The sequence below is a fragment of the Clostridium sp. MSTE9 genome, assembly GCF_000277625.1.
In the GTDB taxonomy this organism is placed as follows: domain Bacteria; phylum Bacillota; class Clostridia; order Oscillospirales; family Acutalibacteraceae; genus Faecalispora; species Faecalispora jeddahensis.
In genome coordinates this window covers 1-15,192 of sequence record NZ_AKFU01000004.1, presented here as the reverse complement: position 1 = coordinate 15,192, position 15,192 = coordinate 1, and the positions used below count along the sequence as shown (strand labels likewise).

Here is a 15,192-nt window from a genome sequence, read left to right as displayed (position 1 = left end):
CTTTGCCGATTCAAAACCGGCGAAGCCCTTTTTCAATTTATGATATTACTTTTAAATTCTGGTCTTACAGGAGGCGGAATCATCGCCTGGACAGTTTCCGTCCGACTGAATGGCCTCTTCCAGCGTGTGCCAGGCAAGTACCGCGCATTTCACGCGCGCGGGCAGCTTCGAAATGTTCTGGAACGCGGCGGCGTCCTCCAGTTCATCCTGGGCTTCTTCGTCCAGCTTGCCTTCCTTGATCATGGAGAGAAATGTCTCAGCCAGGTGCATCGCTTCCTCTTTTGTTTTCCCTTTGATCAGATCGATCATAATGGAGGCCGAAGCCTGTGAAATCGCACACCCAATCCCGGTAAAAGAAGCGTCTTCGATGATGCCGTCCTTCTCGCGAATCTGCAAAGAGATTTCGTCGCCGCAGGTCGGGTTTACGCCTTTGATCACAGCGGTGGGGTTTTCCAGCTCACGCTTATTGCGCTTGGAGCGGCTGTTCTCCGTAATGATCTCGGTATAAATCTGATCAAGCTCCATAGCCCATCACTCCTCTGACTTTCTTCAGGCTTTCCAGAAACGCGTCGATGTCCTCTTTGGTGTTGTACACGGCAAAGCTGATGCGGCTGGTCGCGTATACATCCAGATGGTGCAGCAAAGGCTGTGCGCAGTGATGTCCCGCGCGGATGCAAACGCCGTCCGCATCCAGAATGCTGGCTACGTCATGGGGATGAACATCCTCTACGAGAAACGAAATCGCGCCGTAGCGCTCGTTTGCGGGAATATCGCCGCCCAGTATGGCAACGTGGGGAATCTGACGCATCCCTTCCAGCGCGTAGGCCATCAGCTCGTGCTCAATGCGGGTGATTTTTTCCCAGCCGATCTCCTGCATGAATTTGACCGCCGCGGCCAGGCCGACCGCACCGGCGGCGTCCTGCGTACCGGCTTCAAATTTCTGGGGGATGGGGGCATACGTGGTCACCTGTTCCTCCACAGAATCGATCATATCGCCGCCGGAAAGGAACGGGGGCATTTTCTCCAGCAGCTCTCTGCGGCCCCACAGCGCGCCGATGCCGAGCGGTGCGTACATTTTGTGGCCAGAAAATACCGCAAAATCCACACCGAGCTTTTCAACATCCACAGGAAAATGGGGGATGCTCTGCGCGCAGTCCAGCACCACAATGGCGCCGACCTCGTGCGCGCGCTTTACAATTTTTTCAACCGGAAGCTGAACGCCCAGCACGTTGGAGATATGGGCGACAGAAACCAGCTTTGTCTTTTCTGTAATTTTTGCGGCGATTTCCTCGTCGGAAATCCGTGCCCCGTCGGTCAGGTACAGGTAATCGAGAGAAGCGCCGACCACCCCGGCAACGTGCTGCCACGGTACCAGATTGCTGTGATGCTCTGCGATGGAGATCGTGATGCCGTCGCCTTCAGAGAGAAAGTTCAGGCCATAGCTGTACGCGATCAGGTTCAGAGCCTCGGTGGCATTGCGGGTAAAGATCAGCTCCGCCGCGTCCTTTACGCCGATAAAGCCGGCAACCACTTTGCGGGCGTCCTCAAACGCATCGGTGGCGCGCACGGCCAGCTCGTAAACGCCGCGGTGCGGATTGGCGTTATCGTGGCGGTAAAAATCATCCACGGCCTTTAAAACGCTGACCGGACGCTGCGCGGTGGCGGCGTTATCCAGATAAACGATCGGCTTGCCGTGTACCTTTTCTTTCAGTAAGGGGAATTGTTCCTGAATCCGGTTCATGCGTTGCTCATCCTTTCCTTCAGCCAGTCGTGGACAGATTCCCGCAGTGCTTCTGCCGGGATTTTCTCCAGAGCTGGTGTGAATTGGGCCTCAATGACGATCTGCTTGGCCTGCGGCTCTGAAAGTCCGCGGGACATCAGGTAGAACAGCTTGCCGGGGTCGATCTTGCCGATGCTCGCGGCATGCTGGCCTTCTACGTTCTCTTCGCCGCACAGAATCAGCGGCGCGGTGCGGTTGCGCACCTTGGGGCTGAACAGCAGAGTGTACTCGCTTTCATGCCCGACGGAATAAGCGGCTCCGCGCAGAAAATCGATGGTGCCGCGATAAATCTTCTGGCTTTCATCCAGCAGGGCGCCGTTCGCGTGGATTTCACTTTCCGTTTCCTTGCCGATATGCTGCGCCACGTAGTTCATATCAATGATTCTGGATTTGTCGCCCAGATAAATCGTTTCCGCCTCAAAGCGGCTGCGGCGTTCTTCCAGCCGGGCCTTGCAGCCCGAAAAAATCTTGTGCGCGCCCAGCTCGATGTGAATGACCTCCACCACGGCGTTTTCTTTTTCGATCACGCCGACGTCGTCAAAATGGAACGCGTTGTCGTCGAGCAGCTGTACCTGCACCAGGCGCACATGCGCTCCGCGCTCCGCGACAATCTTAGTCAGGCTGGTGTGGAATACGCCTGCGCTGCCCTGTGAACGGTAAGAAAGCACCAGCGTGACTCTGCTGTTTTCTTTTGCATAAATGGTGTTGTAATCGGCAAGCGCGGGACAGGAGGCGTCCAGCACATATTCCGCGGTGATCGGTTCCTCGGCGCTGCCTTCGGCAGTCAGGTGGATTCCCGCGTTTTGGTTCTGCAAAACAAATTGCTCCGCGTCTTTGCCCATGCCGGTCTCTATTTGCTCCGCTCCGTTAAAGGCAGCGGCATTCTGTTTGATTCCCTGCGGCAGGTTCAGAGCCTGCGGTTCCCACGCGGCAAATTCGCCGGGGATTTCTTCTTCCACCGCCGTGCCGTTGACTCCGAGCCATTTCCAGGTTCTGACCGGCAGCAGGTTTACTTGATTCAAGGTGATATTCATTGCAAGGCTCCTTTCCTCATCCGATGCTGCCGCTCATTTCGAGCTTGATCAGGTTGTTCATTTCCACGGCGTATTCCATCGGCAGCTCCTTCGCGATCGGCTCGGCAAAGCCGCTGACGATAATGGAACGCGCGTCGTCCTCGCTCAGGCCGCGGGTCATCAGGTAGAAGATCGCGGTGTCGCTGATCCGGCCGATTTTCGCCTCGTGACCCACATCGGACTCGTCGTTCTGAATGTCCATTACCGGAATCGTATCGGAACGGGATTCGGAATCCAGCATCAGAGATTCGCACGAAACAGAGGATTTGCTGTGTGCCGCTTCAGGGGTGATGACGACGCTGCTGCGGTAAATACAGGTTCCGCCGTCCTTCGAGATCGACTTGGTGCTGATGCGCGAGCTGGTGTTCGGCGCGGCGTGAATGACCTTCGAGCCGTTGTCGAGGGTCTGGCCCTTGCCGGCAAAGGTGATGCCGGTAAATTCCGTGCGCGCGCCCTCGCCCTTTAACACGCTCATGGGGTAGAGGCAAGAGGTGTTGGAACCGAACGAACCCGAAACCCATTCGATCGCGCCGCCCTTTTCGACCAGCGCGCGCTTGGTGTTCAGGTTATACATGTTCTTCGACCAGTTTTCAATGGTGGAGTAGCGCAGGCGGGCATTCTCGCCGATAAACAGCTCCACGCAGCCGGCGTGCAGGTTGGCTACGTTATATCTCGGGGCGGAACAGCCCTCTATGAAATGCAGGTACGCATTCTTTTCCACAATAATCAGGGTGTGCTCGAACTGGCCGGCGCCCGGCGCGTTCAAGCGGAAGTAAGACTGCAGCGGGATCGTCAGCTTCACGCCCTCGGGAACGTAAACGAACGAGCCGCCGGACCACACCGCGCCGTGCAGTGCAGCAAATTTATGGTCGCTGGGGGGAACCAGCTTCATAAAGTGCTTGCGGATCATTTCAGCGTACGGGCCGTGCAGCGCGCTTTCTATATCGGTATAAACAACGCCCTGTGCTTCCACCTCGGCGCGCACGTTGTGGTACACGACCTCGGAATCGTACTGAGCGCCGACGCCCGCGAGCGAAAGGCGCTCCGCCTGGGGAATGCCGAGGCGTTCAAAGGTATTTTTAATGTCTTCGGGAACCTGCTCCCATTTGCTGCTCATGCTGGTTTTGGGGCGGACATAGGTCACGATGTGATCCATATCCAGGCCATCGAGAGAGGGGCCCCAGCCGGGCAGCGGCATTTCATTATAAGTGCGCAGGGACTTCTGGCGGAACAGACGCATCCATTCCGGGTCCTTTTTCTCAACGGAAATCTGGTTTACGATTTCCGGCGTCAGGCCCGAATCGACGGTAAAGGCGGCGTCAACCTTGTCCTTCACGTCGTAGATGGTTCTGTCTATGTCGTCAACCCTTGTTTTTTCTTCTTCAAAGGCTCTCAATTGCGGACACCTCCCGCTTCAAAAAACTGGAAGCCCTTTTCATTGATTTCCTGAATCAGGCTGCTGTCGCCGGTATGCACGATCGTGCCGTTTACCAGGATGTGAACGTAGTCCACCTTCAGGCCGTCCAGAATCTTTGCGTTATGCGTGATGATCAGCAGGGAATTTTTATCGTTGCGGAACTGACGGATGCCCTTCGAAACAACCTTTACGGCGTCTACGTCCAGGCCGGAATCCGTTTCATCCAGAATCGCCAGCTTGGGGTTCAGCATCAGCATCTGCAGAATTTCGGATTTCTTCTTCTCACCGCCGGAAAAACCGACGTTCAGGTAACGCGCGGCGTAATCTTGGCTGATTTCCAGCGAATCCATCAGGCTTCTCATTTCTTTCTGAAACTTCAGGATGCGGGGGGCTTCACCGGTCACCGCCTCGCGGGACACGCGCAGAAAGTTGCCCAGCGCGATTCCGGGAACCTCTTCGGGATTCTGAAAGGAGAGGAAAACTCCCTTTTTCGCACGCACATCGGTCGGCTCGTTCGTAATGTCGTCTCCGTCGAACACGATGTTACCCTGACAGATATTATATTGCGGATGGCCCATTATGGCATACCCCAGGGTGGATTTACCCGCGCCGTTGGGGCCCATCAGCACATGCGTTTCGCCGTTGCGGATGGTAAGGTTCAGCTTGTCCAGTATCACCTTATCTTCAACACCCACCTGCAGGTTTTCTACTTTCAGCAATTCATGGGACATGAATGTTCACCTCATTATTAGATTGAAATTAGGAATTGAAATGGAGGTTAATGTATACTAATTTCGTATACTTAATTCGCATATTTCATTATACCCCTTTTTTTACAGGATGCAAGAGAAAAAACAAAATAAATTCCCCATTTGCACAAGTTTTTTTCATGAATACTGCTTTTCCCCCGAGGATCAATGGTTTTAAACGGATTTTCACGTTTGGAATCCCAATTTGATCTCCCAAAAACACGCATCCCGCTTGTGTTTTCTCTCCATGCCCAAGGCAGGGGCGAGAGAAGTGTTTTTTACGTTTGATTCGCGGACGGAGAGTCAGAAGAAACAGCATGATTTCGGTTTCTGGGAATCTCTGCGAATGAAGCTATCAGAATCTGGCAATAATGAACGTGTAACAGCCAGACAGTTTCAGAGTGGAAGGCGGGGGAGTCATGCAGTACAATAAGGTAGAGATCTGCGGAGTAAACACGGCCAAGCTAAAGGTGCTGACCGAGGCCGAAAAACAGATGCTGCTGCAGAAAATCAAGCACGGAACACCGGCGGAGAAGAAAAAAGCGCGCGAGGAAATGATCAGCGGCAATTTAAAGCTGGTTTTGAGCGTTATTCAGCGCTTTACCAACCGGGGAGAAAATCTGGACGACCTGTTCCAGGTGGGGTGCATCGGGCTGATGAAGGCCATCGATAATTTCAATCCCGATCTGGATGTCCGGTTTTCCACCTACGGAGTGCCCATGATCATCGGCGAAATCCGGCGCTATCTGCGGGACAACAACAGCGTCCGCGTCAGCCGGTCCATGCGCGACACCGCTTATAAGGCGATGCAGATGAAGGAGCGAATGACAGCGGAAAACGGAAAAGAACCCACGGTAAACGAAATTGCCAAGGCGCTTGGCCTGCAGCGCGAAGAAGTCGTTCTGGCACTGGAGGCGATCGTCGAGCCCGTATCCCTGTATGAACCGGTTTTTTCCGACGGAAACGATACAATCTATGTGATGGATCAGGTAGGGGACAAAAACGACGACAGCAACTGGCTGGACGAAATCGCGCTGAAGGAAGCCATCAGCGACCTGAGCGACCGGGAAAAACGGATTCTCTCCATGCGCTTCTTCCAGGGAAAAACCCAGATGGAGGTCGCGGGAGAAATCGGTATCAGTCAGGCACAGGTTTCGCGGTTGGAGAAAGGTGCGTTGGACAAGATCAAGAAAGAGATTTAATCTCTTTTCCTTAATCATACAACCGTACCTTAGTATCTGGCAAAAATCTCAAAAAATGATTTTAAAATAGAAAAAAGGGCGTTTTTTCTTTCCGTTTCTTTGTTCCGGAAGAAAAATTTGCTTTTGACCGGCCCATCGATTTGTCCGCGGGTGTTAAAAGGCACCAATGGATGAATATAGATAGCATCAGGCGGGAGGTGTGCCTGATGACGAATTGCAGAATGGCCGATATGAGGAACAAAGAGGTTATCAGTATCAAAGACGGCACCAGACTTGGCGCCGTAAACGACATTGAGATTGAACTGAAAACAGCAAGAATCAGTGCAATCATTATTTATGGCCGGCTGAAGTGGCTGGGCCTTCTGGGCCGGGAGGACGATATCGTCATCCGCTGGGAGGATATTCAGATCATCGGGGAGGAAACGGTTCTGGTGGATTTCTCGGTGCCGTTCCGCCCGAAAAAGCGGTTTGGCAGCGGCTGGTTCCACACGTGATAAAATTCGCGGAAAATCAGGAAAAAACTTGCCAAATCCTCTGTGCCGTGCTATAATACTCCAGTAAATCACACACGCCGCGCTTTGACGCTATGGTGCCCTTCGCGGGTCTCCCGTCAAAATAAAGGTGCGGCGGCGGAATAACCAAGGAGGATTTTTCGTATGGCAGTAGTATCTATGAAACAGCTTTTGGAGGCCGGTGTACACTTTGGCCACCAGACCAGAAGATGGAACCCCAAAATGGCGGAGTACATCTTCACCGAGCGCAACGGCATCTACATCATTGACCTGCAGAAGACCGTGAAGAAGCTCGAAGAAGCTTACAGCTTTGTCCGCACCCTTTCTGAAGAGGGCAGACCGGTGCTGTTTGTCGGCACAAAGAAGCAGGCTCAGGATTCTGTTCGTGAAGAGGCGGAGCGCGCAGGCGCTTACTATGTGAATGCCCGCTGGCTGGGCGGCATGCTCACCAACTTCCGCACCATTCGCCGCAGAATTGACCGCCTGAACCAGCTCAAGACAATGGAAGAAGACGGAACCTTTGAACTGCTCCCCAAGAAGGAAGTTGTAAAGCTCCGTTTGGAAATTGAAAAGCTCGAGAAATTCCTCGGCGGCATCAAAGACATGCGTCAGATCCCCGGCGCTCTGTTTATCGTAGACCCCCGCAAGGAGCGCATCGCGGTAGCAGAAGCGAAGAAGCTCGGCATCCCGATCGTTGCGATCGTCGATACCAACTGCGATCCCGATGAGATCGACTATGTCATCCCCGGCAACGACGATGCGATTCGTGCGGTCAAGCTGATTTCCGCAACGATGGCCAACGCGATTGCAGAGGGCAGAGAGGGCCGTATGGGCGCTGCCGCTGCAGAAGAAAAAGAAGAGGCGCAGGCTGAATAAGCCGCTTTAACAGCTCTAAGTTGAGAGAAAAGATACCCGCCTGATTTCAGACGGGTATTTTTTGAGGATACTGTACCACAGGCGCTGCGCGTGCTTTGTGGTATCATAAGCCGCGGGGCGGCTTATGATACCAGGCTCCGCCAATTGATAAGTATACCACAACGGCGCGTTGCGCCTGTGGTATCATAGATTTTCAAAGGGATCACAAGCCGCTTTTCGGTTGTGATACCGCAACACAATAGAATCGGAGGAAAAGAAAATGGCTTTTACAGCAAAAGATGTAGCAACGCTTCGCGAGAGAACCGGCTGCGGAATGATGGATTGTAAAAAAGCTTTGACAGAATCAAACGGTGACATGGACGCCGCGGTCGATATTCTCAGAGAAAAGGGCCTGGCTGCCGCAAACAAGAAATCCGGCCGTATCGCAGCGGAAGGCGTAGCGTATGCGCAGGTAAACGCTCTCGGCAATGTTGCTGTGGTGGTAGAAATAAACGCGGAAACCGACTTCGTTGCCAAGAACGCCGAGTTCCAGGCATTTGTTAAGACGGTGGCCGACACGGTGGAAGAGCAGAACCCCGCGGATGTGGATGCTCTGCTGAATCTCACCGCTTCCGGTTTCGATAAGAAGGTCGACGATCTTCTCAAAGAGAAGATTCAGACAATCGGCGAGAACATCAAGATCCGCCGTTTTGCCCGTATGGAGGGCCCCGTTGTAAGCTATGTGCATGCGAACGGTCGAATCGGCGTTATCGCACAGTTCGGCACCTCTGCTGAAATTGCGGCGAAGCCTGAGTTCCAGGAGTATGCCAAGAATATCGCGATGCAGATTGCTGCGGTAAATCCGTCCTACCTCAACGAACAGGCTGTTCCGGCTGATGTGGTTGAGCATGAGAAGAAGATCCTGACCGAGCAGGTCATCAACGACGGCAAGCCCGCCGCGATCGCAGAGAAGATCGTTGTCGGCCGTCTGTCCAAGTTCTTCAAGGACATCTGCCTCGTTGATCAGGTTTATGTCAAGGACAGCGACAAGAACGTTCAGCAGTATACCGATTCCGTAGCCAAGGAGCTTGGCGGCGAGATCACCATCGAAGCATTTGCCCGTTTTGAGAAGGGCGAGGGCCTCGAGAAAAAAGAAGATAATTTTGCGGACGAAGTCGCCAGCATGGTGAAATAATCCGTTTCCCATTGGTATGGAAAAGAGCAGGGAGGAATTTTCCCTGCTCTTTCTTTGTGTTTACTGGGCGCTTTTTCCCGCAAGCCGGAGCATGTTCGCCTGAGGGTCGACCGCAACCTGAATCCGCTGCTTTTGATTCAGCGTTAAAATATAGGTGTTGTCGTCCTGCTGCTCATTGACGCTGATGACCTTGCCGTCCTTGGGGCTTTTGACTATCATGGCATGATCCTCGATTGCAACCTGATAGATGTTTTTTCCGAGGCTGATGTTTGTCAAACTGTTTCCGGCCGAATCGGTTGTAACCGATTCAAGCATGATCCCTTTGTCTGCAATGCTCTGGCTGCTCATAATGGATTCGGATGCAGCGCTTTGGAACCGGCCAGCAGGATCGCTGCCGATAAGGTGACGGTGAGTGTTCCCAACAAAATGTTCTTTTTCGTTTTTTTTATAATACTTCTCCCTTCTTTACATAATCTTGTTACTTATTTCATAACACATTGAACACAAAAAGTCAAAAACTGGAAGCGGCTTTTCAGGCTCTTCACGGCAAATTGCAAAATTATTGTGAACAATGCGTATCGGTAATAAGAATATTGGCAATCCTCTTGTGAAAACGGGCGATTAAGGCTTTACTTTCTTTTTCTCCTATTGTAAAATATAGTAAAATCATAATGGGGTGTTATGAATTGCAACCTAAATATAAAAGAGTTCTGTTAAAGCTCAGCGGCGAGTCGCTGGCCGGCGGAAAAGAGCATGGTATTGATTTTGATACGGTGCTGAAGATTTGTGCGCCGATTAAAGCCTGCGCGGATCTTGGTGTTCAAGTCGGTATCGTTGTGGGCGGCGGCAACTTCTGGCGCGGCCGCAGCAGCGGAAAGATGGATCGTACCAGAGCCGACCATATGGGAATGCTGGCGACGGTGATCAATGCGCTCGGCGTGGCAGATGCCCTCGAGCAGCTGGGTGTGCCCGTACGGGTGCAGACGGCAATCACCATGCAGCAGGTCGCGGAGCCCTATATCCGCAACCGTGCGGTGCGCCACCTGGAAAAGGGACGCGTTGTGGTGTTCGGCTGCGGCACCGGCAATCCGTTTTTCTCTACCGACACAGCGGCTTCTCTGCGCGCTGCGGAAATTGACGCCGATATTATCATGAAGGCCACTCTCGTGGACGGCGTGTACGACAGCGACCCCAAACTGAACGAAACGGCGGTAAAGTTCGACTCCCTTTCGTTTATGGATGTTCTGAATAAGGATCTGCATGTTATGGACAGTACGGCGGCTACCTTGTGCAAGGACAACGATATTCCGATTCTGGTATTCAGCATTGCGGACCCCGAAAACATTCTGCGGGCCGTGTGCGGCGAGCCGATCGGAACGCTGGTAAAATAATTGATTTTACAAAAGCAAAAGTGAGAAAGGAAGATTGTAATGCAAGAGGTACTGACCCAAGCGGAAACCAAAATGAAGAAAACTCTTTCCGTCCTGACCAATGAGTACACCACGATCCGGGCAGGCCGGGCCAACCCCGCAGTTCTGGATAAAATCATGGTGGATTATTACGGCACCCCTACGGCTGTGAACCAATTGGCGGCGATTTCTGTGTCTGAGGCGCGGCTTTTGACCATTCAGCCGTGGGACGCTTCTTCCGTCCGCGCGATCGAAAAGGCGATTCTCAGCTCCGAGCTCGGCATCAATCCCCAGAGCGACGGCAAGGTGATCCGCCTGATGTTCCCGCAGTTGACCGAGGAGCGCCGCCGCGACATCACGAAGGATATCGCCAAAATGTCGGAAGAAGCCAAGGTGGCTGTGCGCTCCATTCGCCGCGATGCGATTGAAAAGCTCAAGGCGAAGAAGAAGACTGCCGAAATCACCGAGGATGATCTGAAGCAGGGTGAGAAAAAAACACAGGATTTAACCGATAAATACTGCAAGGAAATTGACATACTATTTGAAAAGAAACAGAAAGAAATAATGGAGATATAAAACCGGCTTATGAATCATGTTTCAGACCAGGAGCAGCCCATCATTCCCCGGCATTTGGGCATCATTATGGACGGCAACGGCCGCTGGGCGAAAAAGCGGGGCCTTCCGCGTTCGGCCGGTCATACGGCCGGGGCGGCTAATTTTAAAAAGATCACCCGGTACTGTGCTTCCATTGGGGTCAAATATCTGACGGTGTACGCCTTCTCCACAGAAAACTGGAAGCGCCCGTCCGATGAAATCGAAGCACTGATGAAGATTTTTCAGCAGTACTTGGAAGAAGCTTTGCGGGATTTTCTGGGCGAAAATATCCGTGTAAAATTTCTTGGGGATCTTTCTGTGTTCCCGCAGCATCTGCAAAATTTGTTTGCCCGTACAGAAGAGGTATCCGCCGATAAAACGGGGATGGTTCTGAATATTGCGATGAATTACGGCGGCCGCGCGGAGTTGACCCACGCGGTTCGTCTTTTGGCGGAGCAGGTGCAGAAAGGCACCCTTCTGCCGGAGCAGATTACGGAAGATCTGATTTCGCAGCATCTTTATACGGCCGGCCAGCCGGACCCGGATCTGGTGCTGCGCCCCAGCGGGGAATACCGCATTTCTAATTTCCTGTTATGGCAGTCGGCCTATACGGAGTATATTATCATGGATAAACTCTGGCCGGATTTTACGACCCGAGACCTTGACAGCGCTCTGCGGGAGTTTTCGAATCGGAACAGGCGCTTTGGGGGGATTTGATTTTGAAAAATCGAGTGATGTCCGGAGTCGTTCTGATTCTGTTTCTGGCGGCGATCGTTGTGTTCAACGTTCGTTTTCCTCCCGCGCTGAATCTGGCTGTCGCCCTCATTTCGGTTTTGGCGATCAATGAACTGATTCAGGCGCTGGGGATCGCAAAGCAGTATGTCCTGGTGGTCCCGAGCCTGCTGTTTGCGGCGGCATTGTTTTTTGTGCCGATCGGGCTGGGAACACAGACCGCTTATTATGTATACACCGTGGTCATGTTCGCGATGCTCATCGCCTTCAGCAGTACGATATCGTTCCATCATCTGATCGTGCTGTACAGCATGACCCTCATGATTCCCACGATGCTGGGAACCATTCTTGGTCTGCGTGAATTTGACGACAGACACGGCATGTTCTACGTGATCATTGCGATTTTTTCCGCCTGGATTTCCGATACCGGCGCGTTTGCCGCGGGCAGTCTGTGGGGGCGGCACAAGCTGTGTCCCAAGATCAGCCCGAAAAAAACGGTTGAGGGCGTTATCGGCGGCCTTGTGCTGAACGTAGCCGCCATGCTGGTGTTTGGGTATATTTTTCAGGTGTTCTTTTATGCCTATCAGGTCAATGTGTCTTATCTCTCGCTGCTGCTGATCGGCGTTGGCGGCGCAGTGATGTCTGTGCTGGGCGACTTGATCTTCTCGCTCATCAAGCGAAGCTGCCACATCAAGGATTTCGGGGAGCTGATCCCCGGGCACGGCGGGATTCTGGACCGGTTTGACAGCGTAATTTTCGTGTCGCCGTTTGTTTATCTGCTGGTGCAGGTGCTGCCGGTTGTTGTGCACTGATTTTTTTCCGCAAAACGGGTAAAAAATAATAGTGTCACTTTCAAAAGCGGCTTTGCGCGAAAATAATACTCCTCTCATCAAAGGCGGAAGAAGCATTCCAAAGTTTTTTTGAAATGGAATTCCTTTAAGTGAGATATCGAAACAGAATGGTGAATACGAATGGATAAGAAAATCTCTTTGCTTGGCTCCACCGGTTCAATCGGCACGCAAACCCTGGAAGTGGCGAGAATGCACGGCTTTTCGGTATGTGCGCTCGCGGCTCACAGTAATATACAGCTGCTCGAAGAGCAGATTCGTGAGTTCCGCCCGGCCCTCGCGGCGGTGTTTGACGAAAACGCCGCCCGGGATTTAAAGGAGCGCGTACGCGATCTTCCGGTGCGCGTCGCCGCAGGAATGGATGGGCTTTGTCAGGCGGCTTCCATACAGGAAGCAGATATTGTTTGTAATGCGGTGGTGGGCATGGTAGGGCTTCTTCCTACCATGGCCGCCGTTTCTGCCAAAAAGGATGTTGCGCTGGCCAACAAGGAAACGCTGGTGGCCGGCGGTGCGCTGGTGATGAAGGCCGCGCGCGAAAACGGCGTGCGGATTCTGCCGGTAGACAGCGAGCATTCCGCAATCTTTCAGTGCCTGCAGGGCTGCCCGCGTCCGTCGACGGTAGCGCGGCTGATTCTCACCGCGTCCGGCGGGCCGTTTTTCGGCAAAACACGCGAGGAGCTGGAGCAGGTTACGCCCGAGCAGGCGCTGCGCCACCCCAACTGGAGCATGGGCGCCAAGGTGACGATCGATTCCGCCACCATGATGAACAAGGGCTTGGAGATTCTCGAGGCCTCGTGGCTGTTTGACATGCCGGTTTCTCAAATCGACGTGGTGGTGCACCGCGAAAGCATCGTTCACTCCATGATCGAGTACCAGGATTATTCGGTTCTGGCACAGCTTGGCGTACCGGATATGCGCATCCCGATTCAGTATGCGCTCACCTGGCCGGAGCGCCTGCCGTCCCCTGTAAACCGCCTGAGTCTTACAGAGCTCGGCACACTGTCGTTTTACCCGCCGGATGAACAGGCGTTCCCGTGCCTCGGCCTTGCAAAGCAGGCCGCGCAGCAGGGCGGCCTGACTCCGGCTGCGATGAACGGGGCGAACGAAGAAGCGGTAAAGCTGTTTCTTTCGGGCCGCATCCCGTTTTTACAGATTCCGCAGCTTGTTGAAGCTGCAATGAAAAGGCAGGCTGCCGGGCAGCCTGAAACGCCGCAGCAGGTGCTGACGGCGGACCAAAATGCACGGAATTTCGTTTTGGAAAGCGTACAATAAAATCCATGCGGTTCCCTTTCAAAATACACTTGTGCAAAGATGAAAATTTCTTCCCTGCCAAAGAAGGGGAAAGAAATCAACGGTTCTTTTGAAAGCGGAACTGCGGTAGACTGATGAGGTGAATATGATTATCAATATCCTGCTTATTCTGTTTGCGGTGCTGTTATTTGGCCTGATCATTTTCATTCATGAATTCGGCCATTTTTTCACGGCAAAGCTTTCAGGGATCCGTGTCAATGAATTTGCGATCGGCATGGGTCCAACACTGTTTCATTTTCAAAAGGGAGAGACTCAGTACTCGCTGCGCCTGCTGCCCATCGGCGGTTATTGCGCCATGGAGGGGGAAGACGAGAGCAGCGAGGATGACCGGGCGTTCGGCAATAAACCGGTATGGAGACGGATTATCGTTGTCTGCGCCGGTGCAATCATGAACATTTTGTTCGGTATTGTGCTGATGATGGTTTTGCTGGTGCAGCAGCCGATGTTTACCTCTACTACCATCGCGCAGTTTGCGGAAGGCTCCGCTCTGCAGAAGGCGGGCATTCAGGCCGGCGACCAGTTTTATTCCATCGACGGCTACCGTGTGCGCACCGACCGCGACCTGAGCTTTTCCCTGGCTACGGCAAATCCGCAGTCAATCGATATTTCTGTGGTGCGAAAGGGCGAGAAGCTTACGTTCCACGACGTGAAAATGAACACCCGCCAGAACGGCGATAAGCAGGTAATGGTGCTGGACTTCTATGTGTCCGGCATAGAGAGAAATCCGGTCACGCTGATCCAGAAATCCGGTGCGGATACGGTTTCCGTCGTTCGCATGGTCTGGTACAGCCTGGTTGGCCTGGTGACGGGTCAGTTCGGCCTGAATGATATGGCCGGGCCGATTGGTGCGGCAGACGCAATTTCACAGGCCGCTTCTATGGGCCTGAAAGAAGGAATTCTGCCCGCGGTCAATAACATTATCATGATGATGATGATGATTACCGTCAACCTTGGCGTGGTGAATCTGCTGCCCCTGCCGGCTCTTGACGGCGGCCGCCTGATTTTCCTTTTGATTGAACTGGTACGCCGCCGCCCGATCAACCCCAAATACGAGGGCTGGGTACACGCGGCTGGTTTTGCGCTTTTGATGACCTTTATGATCATCGTTACCTACAGCGATGTTCTGCGGCTCTTTACCGGGAAGGGATTGGGAGCATGAACCGAAAATTAACAAGAAAATTGAATGTGGGCGGCGTCGCGATTGGCGGCGATTCGCCCATTTCCATTCAATCGATGCTGAACGTTCCCGCGGCGGATGTGGACGGAAACGTCCGTCAGGCGCGGGAGCTGGAAACAGCCGGCTGCGAGATTCTTCGCGTTGCGATTCCGAATCAGCAGTCGGTGCGGCTGATTCCTGCCATTAAGGCGGCCACGACGATCCCATTGGTGGCTGATATTCACTTTGATTACCGGCTTGCGCTCGAATCCGTCGAGGCAGGCATCGATAAAATCCGCATCAACCCCGGCAATATCGGTTCCGACGACCGCGTCAAAGCGGTGGCGGACGCCTGCCGC

General features: G+C 53.2%; 17 protein-coding genes. 11 read left to right on the top strand and 6 right to left on the bottom strand.

The features are described 5' to 3' along the window. Window positions 1-51 precede the first annotated feature (51 nt). The 5 genes from sufU to sufC are packed head-to-tail and all read right to left on the bottom strand — an operon-like array spanning window position 52 to window position 5,001. Complete coding sequence (sufU, locus tag HMPREF1141_RS00880) at window positions 52-525, bottom strand: Fe-S cluster assembly sulfur transfer protein SufU (protein ID WP_009059969.1); 474 nt, start codon at window positions 523-525, stop codon at window positions 52-54. Further along, complete coding sequence (locus HMPREF1141_RS00875) at window positions 515-1,741, bottom strand: SufS family cysteine desulfurase (RefSeq protein WP_009059996.1); 1,227 nt, start codon at window positions 1,739-1,741, stop codon at window positions 515-517. Before HMPREF1141_RS00875 ends, sufU begins: the two co-directional genes overlap by 11 nt. After that, entirely contained in the window at window positions 1,738-2,814 is a 1,077-nt protein-coding gene (locus HMPREF1141_RS00870) for a SufD family Fe-S cluster assembly protein (protein ID WP_009059983.1), read from the bottom strand. Before HMPREF1141_RS00870 ends, HMPREF1141_RS00875 begins: the two co-directional genes overlap by 4 nt. 16 nt (window positions 2,815-2,830) lie before the next feature. Beyond that, the gene (gene sufB, locus HMPREF1141_RS00865) at window positions 2,831-4,249 is read right to left on the bottom strand and encodes a Fe-S cluster assembly protein SufB (RefSeq protein WP_009059978.1); all 1,419 of its coding nucleotides are present in this window, start codon (window positions 4,247-4,249) and stop codon (window positions 2,831-2,833) included. Continuing rightward, window positions 4,246-5,001, bottom strand: a complete 756-nt coding sequence (gene sufC, locus HMPREF1141_RS00860; protein ID WP_009060017.1) for a Fe-S cluster assembly ATPase SufC — start codon at window positions 4,999-5,001, stop codon at window positions 4,246-4,248. The genes sufB and sufC overlap by 4 nt, the downstream gene beginning before the upstream one ends. Window positions 5,002-5,438: 437 nt before the next feature. On the opposite strand from sufC, the gene sigG reads away from it, so the two are divergent. The 4 genes from sigG (at window position 5,439) to tsf (ending at window position 8,783) form a co-directional block, all read left to right on the top strand. After that, window positions 5,439-6,221, top strand: coding sequence for an RNA polymerase sporulation sigma factor SigG (gene sigG / locus HMPREF1141_RS00855; RefSeq protein ID WP_009060007.1), 783 nt, complete (start codon window positions 5,439-5,441; stop codon window positions 6,219-6,221). A gap of 206 nt (window positions 6,222-6,427) precedes the next feature. After that, window positions 6,428-6,715 (top strand): YlmC/YmxH family sporulation protein, encoded by a 288-nt coding sequence (locus tag HMPREF1141_RS00850; protein WP_009060029.1) that lies wholly within the window; start codon window positions 6,428-6,430, stop codon window positions 6,713-6,715. A 162-nt stretch (window positions 6,716-6,877) separates the two neighbouring features. Further along, entirely contained in the window at window positions 6,878-7,609 is a 732-nt protein-coding gene (gene rpsB, locus HMPREF1141_RS00845) for a 30S ribosomal protein S2 (RefSeq protein ID WP_009059985.1), read from the top strand. 259 nt (window positions 7,610-7,868) lie between these two features. Next, a complete protein-coding gene (gene tsf / locus HMPREF1141_RS00840; protein WP_009059975.1) occupies window positions 7,869-8,783 on the top strand; it encodes a translation elongation factor Ts in 915 nt (304 codons plus the stop codon). Between the two features lie 60 nt (window positions 8,784-8,843). Here the strand turns inward: tsf and HMPREF1141_RS00835 are convergent, their stop codons facing one another. Further along, the gene (locus HMPREF1141_RS00835; RefSeq protein WP_155863435.1) at window positions 8,844-9,098 is read right to left on the bottom strand and encodes a hypothetical protein; all 255 of its coding nucleotides are present in this window, start codon (window positions 9,096-9,098) and stop codon (window positions 8,844-8,846) included. Between the two features lie 356 nt (window positions 9,099-9,454). On the opposite strand from HMPREF1141_RS00835, the gene pyrH reads away from it, so the two are divergent. The 7 genes from pyrH to HMPREF1141_RS00800 all read left to right on the top strand — a co-directional run. Continuing rightward, window positions 9,455-10,174, top strand: a complete 720-nt coding sequence (pyrH, locus tag HMPREF1141_RS00830; protein ID WP_187119620.1) for a UMP kinase — start codon at window positions 9,455-9,457, stop codon at window positions 10,172-10,174. 39 nt (window positions 10,175-10,213) lie between these two features. Continuing rightward, entirely contained in the window at window positions 10,214-10,768 is a 555-nt protein-coding gene (gene frr, locus HMPREF1141_RS00825) for a ribosome recycling factor (RefSeq protein WP_009059989.1), read from the top strand. A 9-nt stretch (window positions 10,769-10,777) separates the two neighbouring features. Further along, window positions 10,778-11,503: an isoprenyl transferase gene (locus HMPREF1141_RS00820; protein WP_009059992.1), complete on the top strand. Its 726-nt coding sequence runs from the start codon at window positions 10,778-10,780 to the stop codon at window positions 11,501-11,503. A 2-nt stretch (window positions 11,504-11,505) separates the two neighbouring features. Then, the gene (locus HMPREF1141_RS00815) at window positions 11,506-12,330 is read left to right on the top strand and encodes a phosphatidate cytidylyltransferase (RefSeq protein WP_155863434.1); all 825 of its coding nucleotides are present in this window, start codon (window positions 11,506-11,508) and stop codon (window positions 12,328-12,330) included. A gap of 159 nt (window positions 12,331-12,489) precedes the next feature. After that, the gene (locus HMPREF1141_RS00810) at window positions 12,490-13,638 is read left to right on the top strand and encodes a 1-deoxy-D-xylulose-5-phosphate reductoisomerase (RefSeq protein WP_009059987.1); all 1,149 of its coding nucleotides are present in this window, start codon (window positions 12,490-12,492) and stop codon (window positions 13,636-13,638) included. Between the two features lie 124 nt (window positions 13,639-13,762). Then, window positions 13,763-14,836 (top strand): site-2 protease family protein, encoded by a 1,074-nt coding sequence (locus HMPREF1141_RS00805; protein ID WP_009059972.1) that lies wholly within the window; start codon window positions 13,763-13,765, stop codon window positions 14,834-14,836. Further along, window positions 14,833-15,192: flavodoxin-dependent (E)-4-hydroxy-3-methylbut-2-enyl-diphosphate synthase (locus tag HMPREF1141_RS00800; RefSeq protein WP_009059999.1), on the top strand; the 360-nt coding region annotated here is incomplete at its 3' end. The genes HMPREF1141_RS00805 and HMPREF1141_RS00800, both read left to right, overlap by 4 nt.